This window comes from Heyndrickxia shackletonii, from assembly GCF_001420715.1.
Classification (GTDB): domain Bacteria; phylum Bacillota; class Bacilli; order Bacillales; family Bacillaceae_C; genus Margalitia; species Margalitia shackletonii.
Window position 1 is genome coordinate 1,929,124 of sequence record NZ_LJJC01000004.1, and the last position, 20,335, is coordinate 1,949,458.

The 20,335-nt window shown below is 36.2% G+C and carries 22 protein-coding genes and 1 pseudogene; 21 read left to right on the top strand and 2 right to left on the bottom strand.

Going from position 1 to position 20,335, the window contains the following annotated elements:
* Positions 1-14 precede the first annotated feature (14 nt).
* From spoIIAA to AN964_RS09170, 9 genes are all read left to right on the top strand, one after another.
* On the top strand, positions 15-365 hold the full coding sequence (gene spoIIAA / locus AN964_RS09130; RefSeq protein WP_055739380.1) for an anti-sigma F factor antagonist: 351 nt from the start codon (positions 15-17) through the stop codon (positions 363-365).
* Positions 366-367: 2 nt separating this feature from the next.
* Positions 368-808 carry an anti-sigma F factor gene (spoIIAB, locus tag AN964_RS09135; RefSeq protein ID WP_055739381.1) on the top strand — a complete coding sequence of 147 codons (441 nt, stop codon included), beginning with the start codon at positions 368-370 and terminating at the stop codon, positions 806-808.
* A gap of 12 nt (positions 809-820) precedes the next feature.
* Positions 821-1,579: an RNA polymerase sporulation sigma factor SigF gene (gene sigF, locus AN964_RS09140; protein WP_055739382.1), complete on the top strand. Its 759-nt coding sequence runs from the start codon at positions 821-823 to the stop codon at positions 1,577-1,579.
* A gap of 390 nt (positions 1,580-1,969) precedes the next feature.
* On the top strand, positions 1,970-2,590 hold the full coding sequence (locus AN964_RS09145; RefSeq protein WP_055739383.1) for a stage V sporulation protein AA: 621 nt from the start codon (positions 1,970-1,972) through the stop codon (positions 2,588-2,590).
* Positions 2,580-3,002, top strand: coding sequence for a stage V sporulation protein AB (locus AN964_RS09150; RefSeq protein ID WP_055739384.1), 423 nt, complete (start codon positions 2,580-2,582; stop codon positions 3,000-3,002). The genes AN964_RS09145 and AN964_RS09150 overlap by 11 nt, the downstream gene beginning before the upstream one ends.
* A gap of 33 nt (positions 3,003-3,035) precedes the next feature.
* Complete coding sequence (gene spoVAEA, locus AN964_RS09155; protein WP_055741194.1) at positions 3,036-3,629, top strand: stage V sporulation protein SpoVABEA; 594 nt, start codon at positions 3,036-3,038, stop codon at positions 3,627-3,629.
* Positions 3,592-5,073 (top strand): spore germination protein, encoded by a 1,482-nt coding sequence (locus tag AN964_RS09160; protein WP_055739385.1) that lies wholly within the window; start codon positions 3,592-3,594, stop codon positions 5,071-5,073. The genes spoVAEA and AN964_RS09160 overlap by 38 nt, the downstream gene beginning before the upstream one ends.
* A gap of 297 nt (positions 5,074-5,370) precedes the next feature.
* Entirely contained in the window at positions 5,371-6,699 is a 1,329-nt protein-coding gene (gene lysA / locus AN964_RS09165; RefSeq protein ID WP_055739386.1) for a diaminopimelate decarboxylase, read from the top strand.
* A gap of 339 nt (positions 6,700-7,038) precedes the next feature.
* On the top strand, positions 7,039-7,401 hold the full coding sequence (locus AN964_RS09170; protein WP_055739387.1) for a GNAT family N-acetyltransferase: 363 nt from the start codon (positions 7,039-7,041) through the stop codon (positions 7,399-7,401).
* 37 nt (positions 7,402-7,438) lie between these two features.
* Here AN964_RS09170 and AN964_RS09175 read toward each other — a convergent pair whose 3' ends face one another.
* Positions 7,439-7,933 (bottom strand): DUF309 domain-containing protein, encoded by a 495-nt coding sequence (locus tag AN964_RS09175; protein ID WP_055739388.1) that lies wholly within the window; start codon positions 7,931-7,933, stop codon positions 7,439-7,441.
* 150 nt (positions 7,934-8,083) lie between these two features.
* Positions 8,084-8,176: a YjcZ family sporulation protein gene (locus AN964_RS25435; protein ID WP_083489277.1), complete on the bottom strand. Its 93-nt coding sequence runs from the start codon at positions 8,174-8,176 to the stop codon at positions 8,084-8,086.
* A 468-nt stretch (positions 8,177-8,644) separates the two neighbouring features.
* Here AN964_RS25435 and AN964_RS09180 point away from each other — a divergent pair, with 468 nt between their 5' ends.
* From AN964_RS09180 to AN964_RS09235, 12 genes and pseudogenes are all read left to right on the top strand, one after another.
* Complete coding sequence (locus tag AN964_RS09180) at positions 8,645-9,394, top strand: segregation/condensation protein A (RefSeq protein ID WP_055739389.1); 750 nt, start codon at positions 8,645-8,647, stop codon at positions 9,392-9,394.
* Positions 9,395-9,979 carry an SMC-Scp complex subunit ScpB gene (scpB, locus tag AN964_RS09185; RefSeq protein ID WP_055739390.1) on the top strand — a complete coding sequence of 195 codons (585 nt, stop codon included), beginning with the start codon at positions 9,395-9,397 and terminating at the stop codon, positions 9,977-9,979. It abuts the gene before it with no gap.
* Positions 9,980-10,298: 319 nt separating this feature from the next.
* The gene (locus AN964_RS09190; RefSeq protein ID WP_055739391.1) at positions 10,299-11,417 is read left to right on the top strand and encodes a D-alanyl-D-alanine carboxypeptidase family protein; all 1,119 of its coding nucleotides are present in this window, start codon (positions 10,299-10,301) and stop codon (positions 11,415-11,417) included.
* Positions 11,410-11,997: a nucleoside recognition domain-containing protein gene (locus AN964_RS09195; RefSeq protein ID WP_055739392.1), complete on the top strand. Its 588-nt coding sequence runs from the start codon at positions 11,410-11,412 to the stop codon at positions 11,995-11,997. The genes AN964_RS09190 and AN964_RS09195 overlap by 8 nt, the downstream gene beginning before the upstream one ends.
* A 5-nt stretch (positions 11,998-12,002) precedes the next feature.
* Positions 12,003-12,536: a spore maturation protein gene (locus tag AN964_RS09200; RefSeq protein WP_055739393.1), complete on the top strand. Its 534-nt coding sequence runs from the start codon at positions 12,003-12,005 to the stop codon at positions 12,534-12,536.
* Positions 12,537-12,853: 317 nt separating this feature from the next.
* Entirely contained in the window at positions 12,854-13,585 is a 732-nt protein-coding gene (gene rluB, locus AN964_RS09205) for a 23S rRNA pseudouridine(2605) synthase RluB (RefSeq protein WP_055739394.1), read from the top strand.
* A gap of 103 nt (positions 13,586-13,688) precedes the next feature.
* Positions 13,689-14,228 (top strand): thiol-disulfide oxidoreductase ResA, encoded by a 540-nt coding sequence (gene resA, locus AN964_RS09210; RefSeq protein WP_055739395.1) that lies wholly within the window; start codon positions 13,689-13,691, stop codon positions 14,226-14,228.
* Positions 14,229-14,245: 17 nt separating this feature from the next.
* Positions 14,246-15,880, top strand: coding sequence for a cytochrome c biogenesis protein ResB (resB, locus tag AN964_RS09215; protein ID WP_055739396.1), 1,635 nt, complete (start codon positions 14,246-14,248; stop codon positions 15,878-15,880).
* 12 nt (positions 15,881-15,892) lie between these two features.
* Positions 15,893-17,095, top strand: a complete 1,203-nt coding sequence (ccsB, locus tag AN964_RS09220; protein ID WP_055739397.1) for a c-type cytochrome biogenesis protein CcsB — start codon at positions 15,893-15,895, stop codon at positions 17,093-17,095.
* A 106-nt stretch (positions 17,096-17,201) separates the two neighbouring features.
* Entirely contained in the window at positions 17,202-17,918 is a 717-nt protein-coding gene (locus AN964_RS09225; protein ID WP_055739398.1) for a response regulator, read from the top strand.
* Positions 17,915-19,687 (top strand): ATP-binding protein, encoded by a 1,773-nt coding sequence (locus AN964_RS09230; RefSeq protein WP_055739399.1) that lies wholly within the window; start codon positions 17,915-17,917, stop codon positions 19,685-19,687. The genes AN964_RS09225 and AN964_RS09230 overlap by 4 nt, the downstream gene beginning before the upstream one ends.
* Positions 19,688-20,057: 370 nt before the next feature.
* Positions 20,058-20,321 (top strand): annotated as a pseudogene (locus tag AN964_RS09235) (IS1182 family transposase); the annotation flags it as partial.
* Between the last annotated feature and the right edge of the window lie 14 nt (positions 20,322-20,335).

Sequence of the window (20,335 nt, forward strand, 5' to 3'; positions counted from 1 at the left end):
GGAGGCTGTGGATAGTGAGTCTTACAATTGATTTAGAAGTGAAGCAAGATGTTTTGTGTATTCGATTAAAGGGAGAATTAGATCACCATACAGCGGAAACTCTTCGCAACGATGTAACAAATGCTATTGACAAATATGATATTCAGCATCTTGTTTTAAATTTAGAACATTTATCGTTCATGGATAGTTCAGGCTTAGGGGTCATCCTTGGAAGATATAAACAGGTAAAACAGAAAAATGGTGAAATGGTTGTTTGCGCAATCTCACCGGCAGTCAAACGATTATTTGAAATGTCGGGTTTGTTTAAGATTATTCGTTTAGATGAATCTGAACAATATGCTTTACAAAGATTGGGGGTTGCGTAGCAATGAGAAATGAAATGCAATTACAGTTTTGTGCACTAAGCCAAAATGAGTCATTTGCAAGGGTGACAGTAGCAGCTTTTATAGCGCAATTGGATCCAACTTTAGATGAATTAACGGAAATAAAAACAGTTGTTTCCGAGGCTGTTACCAATGCAATTATTCACGGTTATGAAGGAAATCCAAGCGGAATAGTCTACATTGATCTTGCTATTGAAGATGGCTTTGTTGACTTATCGATTCGGGATGAAGGAGTCGGGATTACGGATATCGAGGAAGCGCGCCAGCCCCTTTTTACAACCAAGCCTGAACTTGAACGATCAGGAATGGGCTTTACAATCATGGAAAATTTTATGGACGAATGTATGATTGAATCACAACCAGGACTAGGCACCATTGTTCGTTTAAAAAAGCATTTGGCTTTAAAAAATGCCTTATGTAATTAAGGAGTCGTGCCAATGGATGTGGAGGTAAAGAAGGAGAATAAACAGACTTTTTTAAAGGATCAAGAAGTAAAGGATTTGATCCAAAAAAGCCAGGATGGAGATCAGGAAGCACGTAATCAAATTGTGGAAAAAAACATGCGGCTTGTGTGGTCTGTCGTTCAACGCTTTTTAAACCGAGGCTACGAACCGGATGATTTATTTCAAATAGGCTGTATTGGTTTATTGAAATCTGTAGATAAATTTGATTTATCATATGATGTAAAGTTTTCCACCTATGCAGTTCCGATGATCATTGGTGAAATTCAGCGTTTTATTCGTGATGATGGGACTGTAAAGGTAAGTAGGTCTTTGAAGGAAATTGGCAATCGAATTCGCAAGGCAAAGGATGAGTTGTCCAAGACGAATGGTAGGATACCAACTGTTAATGAAATTGCTCTTTATTTAGATATTCCTGTTGAAGATATCATCATGGCCCAAGAAGCGGGTCGTGCTCCATCCTCTATTCATGAAACAGTTTATGAAAATGATGGTGATCCAATTACATTATTAGACCAAATCGCTGATCAAAATGATCAAAAATGGTTTGACAAAATAGCTTTAAAAGAGGCAATAAGGGGTTTGGATGATAGGGAACGGCTGATTGTTTATTTGCGGTACTATAAAGACCAAACCCAATCAGAGGTAGCCGAAAGACTTGGTATATCACAGGTTCAAGTATCTAGGCTGGAGAAGAAAATACTGGAGCAAATGAAAGACCGTATGGAATTATAATTCCTGCGGTTTTTTAATGTTTCAGGAAATTATTTAATTTTACACTATAGATAACCTTTTTTTAAAGTTGTCTACGTCTAGCTTCAAGTGAAATTGGTACTTCAAATTTCACCAGCGCCTATCGGCTAGTGGATTTCGTAGTCTTCTCCCTACGATAAGTCAACATCAGGTAAAATTACATTTCAAATTTTACTCGTTGAAAATGGAAGTACTATTTTCACTTGTTCGTGAACTACCTCACTGTGTTTCCTTTATCTCGAGGTGAGCGACTACGAAATCCATACGCCGATGAGCAAGGCGCTTCCGCATTTGATTTTTCTATGAATGATAATATTGCCCTTTCCACATACTACAGAATACAGAAATAAAATGGCAGGGGATGAAATAAACATGGAAGATTCCATTTATTTACGAATGCGAAATAGAGTGGAAGTAAATCAAAATAGCAGGATCACCTTAAATGATATTGCCCAAATAATCGCACCAGATAAATATTTGAAACAGCTAAAAGAGATTTTTATTTATCAAGTTACAAAAGAAGATAAAAACACGGTGGTAATCGATGTTATGAAAATCATTGATGTATTAAAAAAGAAATGGAGTGAATTGGATATCCAATTGGTTGGACCATCACAGACAATTGTGGAGGTAATTTATAAAAAAAGAACGGTATCCCTTCCCTTTTTTATTATCATTTGGCTGCTGCTTTTCATTGGATCCGCGCTAGCTATTATGAATTTTCATGAAGATGTAAGTATGCAGGAAGTACATCAAAAGATTTATAAAATGATCACTGGAAGAACAGTGAACAAACCATTAATTTTACAAATTCCTTACTCGATTGGTCTTGGTCTAGGGATGATTATTTTTTTTAATCATATCTTCAAAAAACGTTTCAATGAAGAGCCAAGCCCACTAGAAGTTGAAATATTTAACTACCAGCAAGATTTAGATCAATATGTGATAGTAAATGAAAATAAGGAAGCTATAAGACACCTAGATGATCATTAATACAATTATCCTGCTATTTATAGGTTTTGCTGGTGGATTAATTGTGGGTTGCGGTTTTGTAGCCTTTTTAACAGTATTAGGGATTGTGCCTAGGCTGACGCAATTAACAAAAACATATAATAAGATTTATCAATATGAGTGGTCCATCGTATTAGGAACGATTTTTGGTGATTGGGTCGGACTACAGGATACGACCTTTTCTATCTCTTCCTTATTTCTCGTTCCAATCGGACTATTTTGTGGAGTCTTTGTAGGGATGTTAGCAGCTGCCTTAACCGAAGTAGTAAATGTCATTCCCATTTTAACAAAACGTATCGGTGTAGAAGGGCATTTGATAATCGCGTTGATGGCCATTGTTTTTGGGAAGGTTTTTGGATCTTTGTTTCATTGGATTTATTTCGTTGATCGTTAATTTCTGAGCCTGAAAGGAATTTTTTGAATGAATATGAAGCGCCAGGTGATATTAATTACAGATGGTGATGAATATGCGAAGCATGCGATTGAATTGGTTGCAAAAGAAATCGGAGGCAGATGTATTTCGCAATCAGGAGGAAATCCCTCGTTATTTACAGGAGAAGAGATTGTAAAAATGATTAAAAGCGCTCCAAGTGACCCTGTATTCGTAATGTTCGATGACAGTGGATTTGTAGGCGAGGGCAGGGGTGAACAAGCCTTGATGTATGTGGCAAAACATAATGATATCGAGGTATTAGGTGTACTTGCTGTTTCTTCCAATACGCATGATAGAGAATGGGCAAAAGTGGACGTTAGTATTGATCGTAACGGAAATTTAACCCCCTATGGTGTTGATAAATTTGGAGAACCTGATATGGAACTGCAAAGAATTAATGGAGATACAGTTTATTGTCTTGATCAATTGGATGTTCCCATTATTGTCGGGATTGGAGATATTGGTAAGATGGGGAAAGTGGATCATTACAAGAATGGGGCACCAATTACCATGGAGGCAATAAAGTTAATTCTGGAAAGGAGTGGGTTTTATGGCAGAAGCAGATTTGACAAAGGAACCAATTCCTAAAAGTCTTGATGATTTAGAGGATTTTTATAAGAAAAGGGTTGGATTGGGTACTAGCTTTGATATAGGAGTTAGAAAAATTACAGTACTCAAAAAGAATGTTCACTTTTATTATGTGAATGGATTGTCAGATACAAGCTTTATTATAGAAATACTAGAGTACCTAGTTACGTTAAATGATACAGAACGGCTTTCTACTAAAGTGTATGATATTGTAAAAAACCGAATTGTTCACCAGCAAGTACAAATTGTCAAAACGATTGATGAAATGGTAATTCAAGTCTTATCAGGTTTGATAGGTATTGTAGTGGAGGGTGTCGGGGAAGCAATCATAGTTGACGTAAGAAATTATCCTGGACGTCAGCCTCAAGAACCTGATACAGAAAAAGTAGTCAGAGGTTCACGGGATGGTTATGTTGAAAATATTATTTTAAACACTGCACTGACAAGAAGAAGAATCCGCGATGAAAGATTACGCTTTGAAATTATGAAAGTTGGGAAACGATCCAAAACAGATGTTGCTATAGGCTATATAGATGGTGTTGCGAATCTGGACTTAGTGGAAACAATCAAGAAGGATTTAAAAGCAATTGATGTCGATGGAATAACGATGGCAGATAAAACGGTGGAGGAATTTATATTAAAACAAAAATACAATCCATATCCGCTCGTGCGCTATACGGAGAGAGCAGACGTGGGTGCTGTTCATCTGCTGGAGGGTCATGTCTTAATCTTTGTCGATACTTCACCAAGTGTGATGATAACACCTGCTACCTTTTTCCATCATTCTCAGCATGCAGAAGAATATAGAAATGCTCCGGCAGTCGGGACATTTGTGCGCTGGATTCGTTATATAGGTATAATCGCTTCCGTATTTTTGTTGCCCTTATGGTATTTATTTGTTGTAGAACCTTCATTGCTTCCGCATAAGTTAGAGTTTATCGGACCAAATAAACATACTCATATACCAATGATTGTACAAATTTTCATTGCGGATATTGGGATTGATTTTTTAAGGATTGCAGCCATCCATACTCCAACCCCGCTTGCGACTGCAATGGGTTTAATTGCAGCAGTATTAATCGGACAAATTGCAATCGATGTTGGTCTATTTGTTCCTGAAGTTATTTTATATGTTGCAGTTGCGGCAATTGGAACATTTGCAACTCCGAGTTATGAATTAAGTGTGGCAAATAAAATCGTAAGACTATTTTTGTTGCTTTGCGTAGCATTTTTTAAAGTTCCGGGGTTTATGATTGGAAGCACATTATTTATCTTATTTTTAGCTAATGTTCGAACGTTAAATGCTCCATATTTATGGCCGTTCCTTCCTTTTAACCCACAAGCATTTGTACAAATATTAATTAGACGGACAGTTCCGGGATCTGCAGTTCGTCCAAGCATTGTTCAGCCGAGGGATCGATTTAGGCAGCCGCCAAATTCTTAAAAAGCTTTGACAAGGATATTTTTATATCAGTTATAAATCCCTACCCAGACTTGGTTAAAGGTCATCTTTTCTTATAAAATTTATCATTTTAGCCCAAATAGGTGATTATCAAAAGTTATCGTATACAAAAACAACTAATTTTAAGAAAAGAGCCTTTGCAAATAACGCTTTAATGTGATAAATTATTCTTATTTACAACGGATATTTTGGACAGTTTGTCATTGGACGGGCTGTCTATTTTCTTATAAAAGTTAGGTTGGAAATTGAAAGGATATCGTAAAGGGAAGAGGGAAAAATATGTATTTTCATGGAACATCAAAAGTAAATCAAAAGGGTCATCTTGAAATTGGTGGAGTAGATACTGTTGAATTAGCGGAAAAGTACGGAACACCTTTATATGTATATGATGTTGAATTGATTAGAAATCGTGCAAGAGGATTTAAAAATACGTTTGAGAAATTAGCTGTTAATGCACAAGTGGCATATGCCAGTAAAGCATTTTCATCCATAGCAATGATAAATCTAGTAAACGAAGAAGGCTTATCGTTGGATGTTGTTTCAGGAGGAGAATTATATACCGCGATTGCAGCTAACTTTCCACCGGAAAGAATTCATTTTCACGGTAATAACAAAAGTAAAGAAGAATTAGAAATGGCTTTACACTATCAAATCGGCTGTATCGTAGTCGATAATTTTTACGAATTAGAATTATTGGATCAATTGTGCAAGGAAAGGAATCAGAATATTTCAATACTATTAAGGGTTACTCCCGGTATAGAGGCGCATACTCATGACTATATACTAACAGGACAGGAAGATTCTAAATTTGGTTATGATTTGCAAAACGGTCAAGCGGATATTGCATTAGAAAAAGCGTTAGCATCTAAATATTTAGATGTATTAGGAATTCACTGCCATATTGGTTCACAAATTTTTGAAACAACGGGGTTTGTGTTAGCTGCCAAAAAAATAATTCAAAAATTAGCAAGCTGGAATAAACGCTATTCCTATTTTCCTAAAGTGTTAAATTTAGGCGGAGGGTTCGGAATACGCTACACGGTGGACGATGCGCCTTTATCTCCTTCGGTATATGTCAGTGAAATTATTCATGAGGTACGCGAACAAACCAGCCTCCTCGGATTAAATATGCCAGAAATATGGATTGAACCAGGAAGATCATTAGTAGGCGAAGCAGGAACAACCTTATACAGTGTCGGTTCGAGTAAAGAAGTACCTAATGTTAGAAAATATATTGCCGTTGACGGTGGAATGAGTGATAATATCCGTCCTGCACTTTATGAAGCAAAATATGAAGCGGTACTTGCAAATCGTCCAAATGATAAAGTGGAGGAAACGGTATCGATAGCTGGAAAATGCTGTGAATCCGGAGATATGCTTATATGGGATTTACCGCTGCCAAAAGCGGATTGTTCTGATATATTGGCTGTCTTTTGTACAGGTGCTTACGGTTATTCCATGGCAAATAACTATAATCGTATACCTAGGCCTCCAGTTGTCTTTGTGGAGTCAGGGAAAGCTCAGCTCGTCATTAAAAGGGAAACATATGAAGATATTATCCGTTTAGACATGCCCTTAATAGAACGGTCTGTTATTGAAACCCTTTAATTAGATTTTTATAATCGCACTCCTCAGATAGATTGTATATTTGACAAGTGGAAGATAATAAACTATTTTGTTTAATAGTGCTATTCTGTTTTGGGGAGTGTAATAATTTGAAGAAAAATAACATATTGTTATTCATCATCATTTGTATAATTGCATTGGGATGGGGACTGTATTATTGGTTTTTCTTTGTTAAAAAGTAATTTTTTGGCTTGTACATTTTATAGGATTCTAGTATGATAGGAATCGTTTATATCGCACACTAAATGATACAGGTTTACTTTTATGTCTAAATGTTCATAATGGTAAAAAAGTAAAAGAACGATAATCGAGGGATATTTTATGTTAATTAGGTATAAGAAGGCCTTTGAGAAAATTGCTATGGGACTTTTATCATTTATGCCAAATGAAAAGGATTTAAAAAAGTTGCAGCAAACCATGAAACAGTATGAAACGGACGATGAGTGGCAACTTTTCTTGTGGAAAGAGGATGATGTAATAGGACTTGTTGGAGTAGTCTTAAAAGGCGATAAGGTTGAAATACAACATATTTCTGTTAATCCGTCACATCGCCATGAAGGTATTGGCAAAAATATGCTGAAAGCTTTAAAGCATATTTACGAAGATAAAAATTTATTACCTAATGAACAAACGGAAAGCTTTTTTGATAAATGCGATTTTCATGAAAAAGGCACAGACGAATAGTCTGTGCCTTTTCTATGCATTATTCTTCAAATTATGGTTATTTCCGTCTTGTTTCAACATCAGCTCGGTCCTTATACAGATGACGATGAACAATGAAATTAGAAATATGGTCATCATCACTGCACCATTCTAACCCTGATTGAACACATTCCTTTTTACAAATACTTAATAAATACTGATCGCAAATAGGTAAATTTATATTTTTATATGCACTGCCATTTATATATGAGGTGTATAAGCTCTCTAGTAATACAAAGAATGGATCGATATCGATCCCAAGCTTTGTTAATTCGATTTTTCTTTGTTTAAGAATGTTCATGGATTTTAACAATAATTTTTTTGCTCCAATATCATTTCCGCGCCTATAATGGTATTGTGCTACAGCTAGCTGAATAAATCCCACCCAAATAGAATTTCGATTGCCGGGCTCCGTATCTTTCCAATAATCCTCTAATATTTCATGACATTCGAAATAGTCCCTGTCACCATGGAAATGTATTAAAAATTGAATATATGCATTCGGAAATCTCAAAAAAAAGATACTCCTCTCTATTTCAAACTATATAAATTTTAACACAAAGCGATAGCTATGTTTGAAAAAAGCGAGGACTTTTGTATTTTTTTCCATAAAAAAGAAATCAGCTTATAAACCGATTTCTTTTCATAGAAGGCTAGGAAAGGTTTAGTAAATATATGCACTTCCAACAATGATTAACAAAATAAATAATACTACAATTAACGCAAAGCCGCCGCCGTATCCGAATCCATCGGCCATATGATTAACCTCCTAAAATAGTTTTGTACGATTTATACTATGAATGGGTGTAATAGGTTGTATAGGCCAAAGCCTAAATTTGAAGAAGATTTAGGCGGATTTATCTAAAAGGTTGATATCGGAAAGATTGTTACATTCAAAAAGGGGAATAACTTTTCAGAAAATAAATTTTTGTTTCCCTTAAAGGTAATATCCTCTATACTAAGAAAAGCGAAGGCCCTTGCTCACCGGCGTATGGATTTCGTAGTCGCTCACCTCGAGATAAAGGAAACACAGTGAGGTAGTAAACGAACAAGTGAAAATAGCACTTCCATTTTCAACGAGTAAAATTTGAAATGTAATTTTACCTGATGTTGACTTATCGTAGGGAGGAGACGGAGAAATCCACTAGCCGATAGGCGCCGCAGCTGGACAAAGACTGTACAAAACGAGTGTATAAAAGTTTTAAAAATTGGAATTGGTGATTCGATGGAATATAGTGTAAAAATAGAGGCCTTTGAGGGTCCTTTAGACCTATTGCTTCATTTAATAAATCGTTTGGAAATAGACATTTACGATATCCCTATGGCTGAAATAACCGAGCAATATTTATTATATGTCCATGCAATGAAAGTTTTAGAACTTGATGTTGCGAGTGAGTATTTAGTTATGGCTGCCACGTTATTGGCAATTAAAAGCCGGATGCTACTCCCTCAGCAGGAAGAAGAGTTATCGGAAGATGATTTCGAATATGAAGAACAGGATCCTCGGGATGATCTTGTTGAAAAGCTTATTGAGTATAAAAAATATAAAGAAGCAGCACTAGAGCTAAAACATTTGGAGGAAGATCGAAGCCAAATGTTTACTAAACCTCCAAGTGATTTAACGGAATATATGAAAGAGATACAGCCGGATAAATTAGATATCGATATATCTGTATACGATATGATTGGTGCTCTTAACAAGCTTTTAAGAAGAAAAAAATTACAAAAGCCATTATCAACAAAAATAACCCGCCAGGAAATATCTATTGAGAAGCGAATGGAAGAAATTATCAAAGAAGTTACCATATCTTCAGGAAAAAGAAGTTTTAACTCTTTATTTCCATTTCCAAATAAGGATCATATTGTTGTTACCTTTCTCGCAATACTGGAGCTTATGAAACGAAATGAGATTTTTGTAGAGCAGGAAGGCAATTTTCACGAAATTTTTATATCACGGCCAAAAGGAGTGAACTGAATGGAAATAATAAATTGGCTAGGCATTCTTGAAAGCTTGCTATTTGCTGCCGGTGATGAAGGACTATCATTGAAACAAATTAAAACGGTACTTGAAATTGAAGAATTTCAAGCTGTTGAGGTTGTAGAAATGTTAAGACAAGAGTACGAACAAAACCCTAACCGCGGAATTACATTAATAGAACTTGCTGGTACCTTTCAACTGGCTACAAAGAAGGAACACTCTATCTATTTAAAAAGACTTGTAGAATCTCCTGGAATGCACACATTATCACAAGCGGCTTTGGAAACATTAGCAATCATCTCCTATAAGCAGCCGATTACAAGGCTTGAAATTGAAGAAATTAGGGGAGTAAAAACAGAACGCCCGTTGCAAACATTACTCTCAAAAGGATTAATTAAAGATGTTGGGCGTGCGAATGGCACTGGAAGAGCCATTTTATATGGAACCACTAAAGAATTTTTAGATTACTTTGGTTTAAAAGATTTAAAGGAATTACCTCCGTTACCGGAAAAAGTAGAGGATGATTTCCCGCAAGAGGATGCCGATTTATTTTTCGAAAAATTTCAGGAAACGATGGACTAATGGAAAAATGGTTCAGAAGGTGGAGGAACAGTGTACACACTGTTCCTTCACCTTCTTTTTATTTTGTTGTAATTTCCTTTGTCTAACTGCAGTTGCCTATCGGCTAGAGTCAACGTCAGCTTGTGAACTACCTCACTGTGTTTCCTTTATCTCGAGGTGAGCGACTACGAAATCCGTACGCTAGAGCTGCGGCGCTTGCGCTTTTCTTATTTTCTAATCATATTCCTACTTGTCCAGCATAGACTTGTACAAAGAATTTTTTTAGAAGAAATCTAAATTCGACAAGGTATAAAAGATTAAAAGGAAGAGGAGCAAATTCATGAAACGAATTATTTTCCTTCTCGTTATTTTTGTTCTAATTCTAACCGTATTTCCTCCTCGAACAGCAGGTGCTAAAGGATCCATTAGTGCGAGGAGTGCTATATTAATGGATCAAGATAGCGGAAGAATTTTGTATGAAAAGAACGCGAATGAAGTTAGCAGAATTGCCTCTATCACTAAAATTATGACAGCCATTCTTGCTATTGAATCAGGCAAATTAGAAAAGAAAGTGACGATTAGTGAAAAGGCCGTTCGTACTGAAGGATCTTCCATCTATTTAAAACCGGGTGACAAAGTAAAGCTTGAAGATTTGGTCTACGGTCTGATGTTGCGTTCGGGCAATGATGCAGCCAATGCAATTGCGGAAAATGTAGGAGGAAGTATTGAAGGTTTTGTATTTCTAATGAATCAAAAGGCAAAGGAAATCGGAATGAATAACACCCATTTTGCTAACCCAAATGGACTGGATAGCAGAAAAATGGATCACTTTTCCACCGCCTACGACATGGCATTGCTAACAAGATATGCCATGCAAAATAAAACGTATCAAAAAATAGCAGGAACAAAAACGTATAAAGGCTGGCGAAATAAGAATCGCCTATTGACAGAAAAATACAAATACTGCACAGGTGGAAAAACGGGTTTTACAAAATTGGCAAAACGTACTCTTGTTACGACCGCTTCCAAAAATGGTGAGAATCTTATAGTTGTAACGTTAAATGACCCGGACGATTGGAATGACCATATTTCCATGTTCGAATACGGATTTAAAAATTACGATTCTACCATCATTTTAAAGCAAGGAAAAATTTCAGCTATAAAAAACAAATACTTAAAAAATAATGTGTATATCAAACATGAGGTAGATTATCCGCTAACAAAGCAGGAAAGAGAAGAAGTCGAAATTGAATATAAAGTGATGAAACCAAACAAAAGCTGGAAGGACCCTGAAAAGATTCCTGAAATAGTTGGCAAAGCTGTTATATATTTGGATAAAACACCGATTCGTACGGTTCCAATTTATTATCATTTTACGAATAAAAAAGCCAAAGAAGGTTGGATTAAGGAATTCTTGCATGTCTTTTTAATCCAAATAGGTGTGAAAACAAATGGTTAATTATATTTGGATTGGAATGACAATTATAGGATTAATCTTTGCAGCAGTGAATGGGAAAATGAAGGCAGTTAATGAGGCGATTTTTCATTCTGCGAATGAAGCGGTAACTTTATGCATCGGACTCATCAGTATTTTAGTATTTTGGCTTGGAATCATGCGAATTGCCCAAGAATCTGGGCTGCTGGATAAACTGTCCCGATTATTTCGGCCAATCATTAAAAAACTATTTCCGGAAGTTCCGGAAGATCACCCAGCATTAGGATACATCTTATCCAATATTATGGCGAATATGTTTGGCCTGGGTAATGCAGCCACACCATTAGGAATAAAAGCAATGGAACAGCTTAAAGAATTAAATGGCGGAAAGCCCATTGCAAGCAGATCGATGATCACCTTTTTAGCTCTGAATACATCTGGGTTAACCCTCATACCAACAACAGTCATTGCGATTAGAATGAATTATAAATCTGCTTCTCCTACAGAAATTGTTGGACCTACCTTAATTGCAACATTCATCGCAACCATCGCTGCCATCTTAATTGATCGCTACTATCATTATAAAAGATCGCGTAAGAGGTGAATTAAATGCAATGGATTTCGCTTGTTTCGATTTGGATTATCCCGTTGTTAATAGGGTTTATATTAATATACAGTGTGTGGAAAAAAGTACCCGCCTATGAAACTTTTGTAGAAGGCGGAAAAGAAGGAATAAAAATTGCTGTTTCAATCATTCCATTTTTAGTTGGGATGCTTGTAGCCATTACTGTCTTTCGGGCATCTGGTGCACTCGATTTCTTTGTACAATTCCTGCGGCCGATGCTGGATTGGCTTGGCGTACCATCAGAAGTTGTTCCGCTTGCATTAATAAGGCCGATTTCCGGTAATGCTGCATTAGGATTAATGAGTGATATATTATCTGTTCATCATCCGGATTCTTATATTGGCAGATTGGCATCCACTATTCAGGGAAGTACAGACACAACCCTTTATGTTTTAACTGTTTATTTCGGAGCAGTCGGAATTAAGAAAATGGGAGACGCCTTAAAAGTTGGCCTCCTGGCAGACCTAGTAGGAATTGCTGCAGCAATTATTATTGTTTCGTTAATGTTCGGTAAGTAATGATACTTAAAAAACTAGTCGTTAGCGGCTAGTTTTTTATTTTGTCTGAAAAGGGTAGACTGGATAAAAGAATAGTTTCTTTGCTTTTTCCTTTTCATATGTAATAATTCATAAAGGATAAGGCTGTTTTTTGAATACATTGTTCCTTTTCGAACTTAGTTTAAAGTCCTATTCAGTCCTAGTTTCAGGGCATCTATTTTAAAGATAGTTATCCATAATAGTGCTGAATATGGAATTTGAAAGAATTTCGGTTGAAATAGCAACAAAGATGAAGAAAGAAGCCAATTGATAAAGAACTTAATATGAGGTGAAAAGAAATGGAAAGACTGCAAAAGGTAATTGCACAAGCAGGAGTTGCTTCACGCAGGAAGGCTGAAGGTTTAATTATTGAAGGAAAAGTGAAAGTGAATGGAAAAGTAGTGAAAGAGCTTGGAACCAAGGTATCTCCATCAGATAAAATTGAAGTGGAAGGAATACCGCTAGAAAAAGAAGAAAAAGTATATTTTTTATTTTATAAACCACGTGGAGTAATTTCTGCGGTATCAGATGATAAGGGTAGAAAAGTAGTAACCGATTTTCTGCCGGATATTAAGGAAAGGGTATATCCAATTGGTCGATTAGATTATGATACATCCGGATTGTTATTATTAACAAATGATGGGGAGTTTGCAAATTTGCTTATGCATCCACGTTATGAAATAAATAAAACTTATGTAGCGAAAGTACAAGGGATACCGACAAAAATGGCTTTAAAGCAATTAGAAAAAGGGATTCGTCTTGAAGATGGCAAAACTGCTCCGGCCAAAGTGAAGCTATTATCATTCGATAAGAAAAAGCAAAAATCAATCATGGAAATAACCATACATGAAGGAAGAAACCGACAAGTTCGAAGAATGCTCGAAGCAATAGGACATCCCGTTCAAAAGTTAAGACGCGAACGATTTGCTTTTTTAACATTAAGTGGTATAAATGCCGGAGAAATACGGGAATTGACCCCGCATGAGGTTAAACAGTTACGGGCAATGGCCGAAAGCGGCAGCGGAATGTAAAAGTTTCACATAACCTTCAAATAATGCTTTTTTGCTATAGTTTCAATAATGTTATAATGAAGCCAAAAGTGTGTGACCGTTTTATAGATTGGAGGTTGCAAAAATGTCTCAGAAAAAAAAGCGAAGATTATACATACGGACAGCAATTTTAATTATTTTATTAGCAGCGGTTGGTTACACATTATATGCAAATCTAAATAAGGATAATCAAGGGAAACTTAGTGTTGGGGATAAGGCACCGGATTTTCAACTGACGGATATGCAGGGAAATACACATCGCCTCTCGGATTACAAGGGGAAAGGTGTATTTTTAAACTTTTGGGGAACTTATTGCCCGCCTTGTAAATCGGAAATGCCGTACATGGATGATGTGTATAAAACATACAAAAACAAAGGTGTTGAAATATTGGCTGTCAATGTCGGGGAAGCAAATTTTATCGTTAACAAATTTGTCAAGCAATATAAGTTATCTTTTCCAATCTTAATGGATAAAGACAGGGATGTGCAAAGTGTGTATGGAGTAGATAATCTGCCTCATTCCGTTCTGATCGGTCCTGATGGAAAGGTAAAAAAAGTGATTATTGGCAATGAAAATTTAACGAAAAACGATTTTAAAGGGTTTATGGAGAGCATTAAACCTTAACCTAAGGAGTTTTACATATGAGTGAAATGAAATGTGAGTGCGGACACGTGAATCCGGTCGGTACCATCCTTTGTGAATCTTGCGGGAAAGCGCTAACGGAAGAAGCGGAAAAAGAAAAGCTGTACAATATGCGCTATGAAGGAAGTGCAAGACGTTCCCAAACATATAATAAAACAATTGTAGATAAAATTTGGAATTTCTTTTCTTCCGTAAAAGTTGGAGTATGGCTTATTGTCATTACTTTAGTTGCCTCATCACTAGGTACTATTTTTCCGCAAAAGGATATGTTACCTACAAACCTGTCTCCTGAACAATATTATCATGACGAATATGGATGGGTTGGTCAGTTATGGTATAAAGTAGGGTTTGATAATTTATACGGATCATGGTGGTATTTCTTATTAATTGCTGCAATTGGGGTTTCCTTGGTTATTTGCAGTCTTGATCGCTTCATTCCACTTCACAGGGCTTTGAAAAATCAGCGTGTAACTAGGCATGAAGGATTTCTTAAGCGTCAACGTCTTTTTATTGAAGGTTCTGATACAGGTGATCAAACACTTGCTAAAGTAAAAGAAAGATTAAAAGATAAACACTATAATGTTAAAGAAGAAAACGGAAATTTATTTGCAGAAAAAAATCGTTTTTCCAGGTGGGGACCATATGTAAATCATATAGGTCTTATCATATTCTTGATTGGAGCAATGCTTCGCTTTGTTCCTGGAATGTATGTGGATGATTTACTTTGGATAAGAGAGGGAGAAACAAATGTTATTCCCGGTACTAATGAAAAATATGCACTGAAAAACCACCAATTTATTCTCGATACATATCAAAAAGGGAAAGATAATAAGGCTTTTGACCAAGCTTTAGATCGAGTCGGCACAGTAGCGAAAAACTTCCAAACAAATGTAACGTTATATAAACGTAAAGACGGAGCTCTTCCAGGTGAATCGGATAAATTAGAAAAAGTAAAGGATGACAAAATAAGTGTAAATCATCCTTTGAAATTTGCTCATTATTCCGTTTATCAAATGGATTATAAACCAAACGAATTAAAATCAATGTCTTTACAATTGACGAATAAAAAAACTGGAAAAACATTTGGAACTGTAAAAATAGACCTTTTCAATCCAAAAGATGTTTATAATCTGCAAAAGGGATATAGGGTAGAATTAATCGGGTATTATCCTAATTTTACTGGTTTTGCAAAGAATGGCGAACCACAGTCAAGTTCACGTATCCCGGACAATCCTGCCTTTTTATTTAAAATGTTTACTCCGGAACACCCTAAGGGTGAGGTAAGCTTCGTTGCAATCAGACAAAATGTGGAGCCTCTTGGAGTAAATGATTATAAAATGTCATTTGCAGGAATTGAGACTAGAAATGTTTCCGCTTTAACGGTTCATAAGGATTTAACTTTATGGATTTTGGCAGTCGGTGGTGCTATCTTTATGATAGGAGTCATTCAAGGTGCTTATTGGAATCATCGAAGAATTTGGCTGCTTAGAAAAGACGGAAAAGTTTTCGTTGCGGCTCATACAAATAAAAATTATTATGGAATCAAAACCGAGATAGCGGCAATCTTAGAGGGTACTAATGTACCGATACCACTAGATCAGCAAGAAAGTAAGAAAGAAAAAGAGATCGAATAAGGAGGGATGGAAATGAATCAGCTATTAAGTATAAGCAGTAATTTATTGTTTGTAGCTTTCGTTTTATATTTAATTGGGACATTCTTTTTTGGCGGTGCGATCCGCACCGATTCCAAAAAAACGGAAGGAAGAGCAATGAATCGTTGGGGCTTGATAGGTATTACCATTTCTATCATAGGGTTTGTTTGTCAACTCGGATATTTTATTGCACGCTGGATCGTTTCAGGTCATGCACCTGTTAGCAATATGTATGAGTTCACTACATTTTTTGGAATGATGCTTGTAGCTGCTTTTATCATCATTTACTTAATCTATAAGACTGCAGTATTAGGAGTATTTGCATTACCTGTAGCATTACTCGTTATAGCATATGCAAGTTTGTTCCCGAGAGAAGTCAATCCATTAGTACCATCTTTAGTAAGTTATTGGCTTCATATTCATGTAACGACAGCGGCAACGGGAGAAGCGATTCTGGCTATCAGTTTTGCAGCAGGATTAATCTATTTAGTGAAGAGTATCAATCAAACGAAAAAAAGCAAAAGTACATTTTGGCTGGAATTTGTTATGTTTATCCTTATATCCGTTGTTGGATTTATTATTATCACATCAATCTTCCACGCAACGAATTATTCAGCAAAATTTGATTGGGTGAACAAAGAGGGTGTCGAACAAGCAGGTAAACAAGGTATGACTTTTGAACTACCAGCAATTGTTGGACCGCATGAAGGGAAAATGCAAAATCCGGATCAATTTAAACCATTATTTTATGTTCCTGCTCTCATCAATGCGGTGAAGTTAAATACAGTGATTTGGTCCGTCTTTACAGGAATTATTTTGTATATCCTTATTCGATTAATTACACGCAAACGAATCGGAGCATTATTGCAGCCTTTAGTAAAGAATATTAAACTAGACTTAGTAGATGAGATTAGTTACCGCTCGGTAATTATTGGATTTCCAGTCTTTACATTAGGTGCGCTAATATTTGCAATGATATGGGCACAAGAAGCGTGGGGGAAAGCATGGAGCTGGGATCCGAAAGAAGTTTGGGCACTTATTACATGGTTATTCTATGCAGCATTTTTGCATTTACGTCTTTCAAAAGGTTGGCACGGCAGTAAATCAGCATGGCTTGCAGTAATTGGTTTTGCGATTATTATGTTTAATCTAATAGCGGTCAATTTAGTGATAGCAGGCTTACATTCTTATGCGTAATTTCCAAATTTGATGAAACTTTTTGGGACGGCGCTTCGTCCGGTAAATAAATGCCTTCACTAATGTGGAGGCTTTTTTTCGAAATATGAAACAGGGGGTCATTGTAATGGAATTTGAAGCAAGAATTTTAGTTGTTGATGATGAGGATCGGATTAGAAGATTATTAAAAATGTATTTAGAAAGAGAAAATTATTTAATTGAGGAAGCAGAAGATGGTGAAACAGCTTTAATAAAAGCGATTGAAAATGATTATGATTGCATTTTACTGGATTTAATGATGCCTGGAAAAAATGGGATTGAGGTTTGTAAAGAACTTCGAGCTGTGAAATCTACTCCCGTGATTATGTTAACAGCAAAAGGGGAAGAAGCAAACCGTGTAGAAGGTTTTGAAGTAGGGACCGATGACTATATTGTAAAACCATTTAGTCCTCGTGAAGTAGTTTTAAGGGTGAAAGCACTGTTAAGAAGATCATCCTCTACAAGCTTTTTGAACACAGATACAAAGGCAAAGGATGTTATCGTATTTCCGCACTTATCTATTGATAATGATGCTCATCGCGTTACCGCTGATGGGGTAGAAGTGAATCTTACTCCAAAGGAATATGAATTATTATATTTCCTTGCAAAATCACCGGATAAAGTATTTGATCGTGAACATCTGCTGAAGGAAGTTTGGCATTATGAGTTTTTTGGTGATTTAAGAACGGTGGACACCCATGTTAAAAGATTAAGAGAAAAATTAAACCGCGTGTCGGAAAATGCGGCGAAAATGATTATAACAGTATGGGGAGTAGGCTATAAATTTGAGGTTACTTCTGAATGAAAATTTGGAAAAGTGTTGTAGGCAAACTATGGTTAACTATCTTGCTTTTAGTTTCGTTTGTCCTTTTCATCCTGACTATATTACTACTTGAATTTTTCGAGAGTTATCATGTTACCCAAATTGAACAGGATTTAGAGACAACCGCAAATAAAATTGCTCACATCGTTGAGCAACATCCGAATGATAATGTAGGAATTCAGATGGCGTTAGAAATAGTGGATAAACCAACTCAAGTTATTATTGCCTACAATAGAAGTAATGTTTTTTACTCAGCTCCAAGTAAAAATAAACATATCACTCCTGCCAAGATTTTAAATGATCCGCAGCTTTCAAAGGTTTTTAAAAGCCAAAAGACAGAGAAAAAGGAAATAGAACCCCCAAATGAAAAGTCACGAAATCGTTATGATAATACACTCGTGGTAGGTGTACCTTTACAAACAGTAAAGGGTGAAAATGGAGCAATTTTTATCTATCAATCATTAAACGTATTAAAAGATACGACACAGCAAACAACAAAAATCATTTTGCTTTCAGCAGGAATAGCAATTATTTTAACAACTTTCTTTGCATTTTTCTTGTCGACAAGAATCGCTGCTCCTTTAAGAAAGATGAGGCTTGCAGCATTTGAGGTGGCAAAAGGAAAATTTGATACAAAGGTCCCTATTTTAACTCATGATGAAATTGGGGAATTGGCTACAGCGTTTAATCAAATGGGAAAACAATTAAAATTTAATATGAATGCTCTTCGGCAGGAAAAAGAGCAATTGACATCCATATTAAGCAGTATGGCGGATGGAGTATTAACCTTTGACAGGGATGGAACGATATTAATTACCAATCCTCCAGGAGAGAAGTTTCTTCAGCAATGGTTAAATGACCCCAGTCAAAATCTAGATCTTCCTGCTCCAGAAGAAATATTAGCTTTACTTCACAAAGTGATTGAAACAGAAAAAGAGCAAACAGATGAATTAAAGATACAAGGACATTCCTATGTGGTTATTGTCAGTCCGCTGTATAATCAAAAAGATGTTCGTGGAGCAGTTGCAGTACTTCGGGATATGACGGAAGAACGAAAACTGGATAAGCTTCGGGATGATTTCATTGCCAATGTGTCACATGAATTGCGAACTCCAATTGCTATGCTGCAAGGATATAGTGAAGCGATTATAGACGATATTGCAGCATCGGATGAGGAAAAGAAAGAATTTGCAAAAATTATTTATGATGAGACTTTAAGGATTGGCAGACTTGTAAATGAACTGCTTGATTTAGCAAGAATGGAAGCTGGACACATAACATTGTACAAGGAAGATACGGAAATAAATCCGTTTATTGAAAGGGTTACGAATAAATTTCAAGGTCTTGCACGCGAAAAGAACGTGAATCTTTCATATGAAAGAATAACTGATAATAATACTTCTATTGATTTGGATCCTGACAGAATTGAGCAAGTATTGACCAATCTTATAGATAATGCAATTAGACATACCGGACAAAATGGCAATGTAAAAGTGATGGTGGATAGAAAAGAGAATGGAATCACAGTTCATGTCCAGGATAATGGGTCAGGGATCCCAGAGGAGGATTTACCGTTTGTCTTTGAGCGCTTTTATAAAGCGGATAAAGCAAGAACACGCGGTAAATCAGGTACAGGATTGGGGCTCGCGATTGCTAAAAATATTGTAGATGCTCATAATGGACATATTTTTGTTAAAAGCAAAATTGGACAAGGCACGACATTTTCCTTCTTTTTGCCGTACACTTCATGAAATAGTGCTAATTCTGACGAGAAATCTTGTTTCATGGGAAACACAGAAAAGCGGAAGGCCTTGCTCATCGGAGTACGGATTTCGGAGTCTTCGATTGAGATAAAGGAAACACAGTGAGGTAGTTCACGAACTGATGTTGACTTGAGACGTAGAAATCCGCTAGCCGATAGGCTCTATTGAAATTGAAGTTCAAAGTTCACCTGGAGCTGGACAAATGAATGCCGTTTTTCTTTCTTATCGATAAAATAAAAAGAAATGCGCTAAAAAATTAGCGCATTTCAGACTGTAGACAAACTCGATGAAGATCGAGCTTGCCTACAGTCTTTTTTGTTTTAAAATATAAATAGAAATAATACTTGGGGTGATGAAGATGCTTTCAAAACATAATTCCATTCAACGTGATCAAGTAGAAATGATCGCTTTAGACCAGTTGGTTCCCGAAAATCATTTAGTCCGAAAAATGGAGGCAGCGATTGATTTCTCTTTCATTTATGATTTAGTGGAAGAAACATATTCCGCAGTTGGACGCCCAAGTATTGATCCCGTGATCTTGATTAAACTTACCTTTATTCAATATACATTTGGCATTCGTTCGATGCGTCAAACGATTGAAGAATTAAAAACGAATATGGCCTAGATAAGAGAGGG

Coding starts and splice junctions, on each gene's coding strand:
- ccsB (WP_055739397.1), top strand. CDS start 15,893: ATGAATCAGCTATTAAGTATAAGCAGTAATTTATTGTTTGTAGCTTTC.
- sigF (WP_055739382.1), top strand. CDS start 821: ATGGATGTGGAGGTAAAGAAGGAGAATAAACAGACTTTTTTAAAGGAT.
- AN964_RS09170 (WP_055739387.1), top strand. CDS start 7,039: ATGTTAATTAGGTATAAGAAGGCCTTTGAGAAAATTGCTATGGGACTT.
- lysA (WP_055739386.1), top strand. CDS start 5,371: ATGTATTTTCATGGAACATCAAAAGTAAATCAAAAGGGTCATCTTGAA.
- AN964_RS09225 (WP_055739398.1), top strand. CDS start 17,202: ATGGAATTTGAAGCAAGAATTTTAGTTGTTGATGATGAGGATCGGATT.
- AN964_RS09195 (WP_055739392.1), top strand. CDS start 11,410: ATGGTTAATTATATTTGGATTGGAATGACAATTATAGGATTAATCTTT.
- AN964_RS09150 (WP_055739384.1), top strand. CDS start 2,580: ATGATCATTAATACAATTATCCTGCTATTTATAGGTTTTGCTGGTGGA.
- spoVAEA (WP_055741194.1), top strand. CDS start 3,036: ATGAAGCGCCAGGTGATATTAATTACAGATGGTGATGAATATGCGAAG.
- rluB (WP_055739394.1), top strand. CDS start 12,854: ATGGAAAGACTGCAAAAGGTAATTGCACAAGCAGGAGTTGCTTCACGC.
- AN964_RS25435 (WP_083489277.1), bottom strand. CDS start 8,176: ATGGCCGATGGATTCGGATACGGCGGCGGCTTTGCGTTAATTGTAGTA.
- AN964_RS09160 (WP_055739385.1), top strand. CDS start 3,592: ATGGCAGAAGCAGATTTGACAAAGGAACCAATTCCTAAAAGTCTTGAT.
- AN964_RS09190 (WP_055739391.1), top strand. CDS start 10,299: ATGAAACGAATTATTTTCCTTCTCGTTATTTTTGTTCTAATTCTAACC.
- spoIIAB (WP_055739381.1), top strand. CDS start 368: ATGAGAAATGAAATGCAATTACAGTTTTGTGCACTAAGCCAAAATGAG.
- scpB (WP_055739390.1), top strand. CDS start 9,395: ATGGAAATAATAAATTGGCTAGGCATTCTTGAAAGCTTGCTATTTGCT.
- AN964_RS09180 (WP_055739389.1), top strand. CDS start 8,645: ATGGAATATAGTGTAAAAATAGAGGCCTTTGAGGGTCCTTTAGACCTA.
- AN964_RS09145 (WP_055739383.1), top strand. CDS start 1,970: ATGGAAGATTCCATTTATTTACGAATGCGAAATAGAGTGGAAGTAAAT.
- resA (WP_055739395.1), top strand. CDS start 13,689: ATGTCTCAGAAAAAAAAGCGAAGATTATACATACGGACAGCAATTTTA.
- resB (WP_055739396.1), top strand. CDS start 14,246: ATGAGTGAAATGAAATGTGAGTGCGGACACGTGAATCCGGTCGGTACC.
- AN964_RS09230 (WP_055739399.1), top strand. CDS start 17,915: ATGAAAATTTGGAAAAGTGTTGTAGGCAAACTATGGTTAACTATCTTG.
- AN964_RS09200 (WP_055739393.1), top strand. CDS start 12,003: ATGCAATGGATTTCGCTTGTTTCGATTTGGATTATCCCGTTGTTAATA.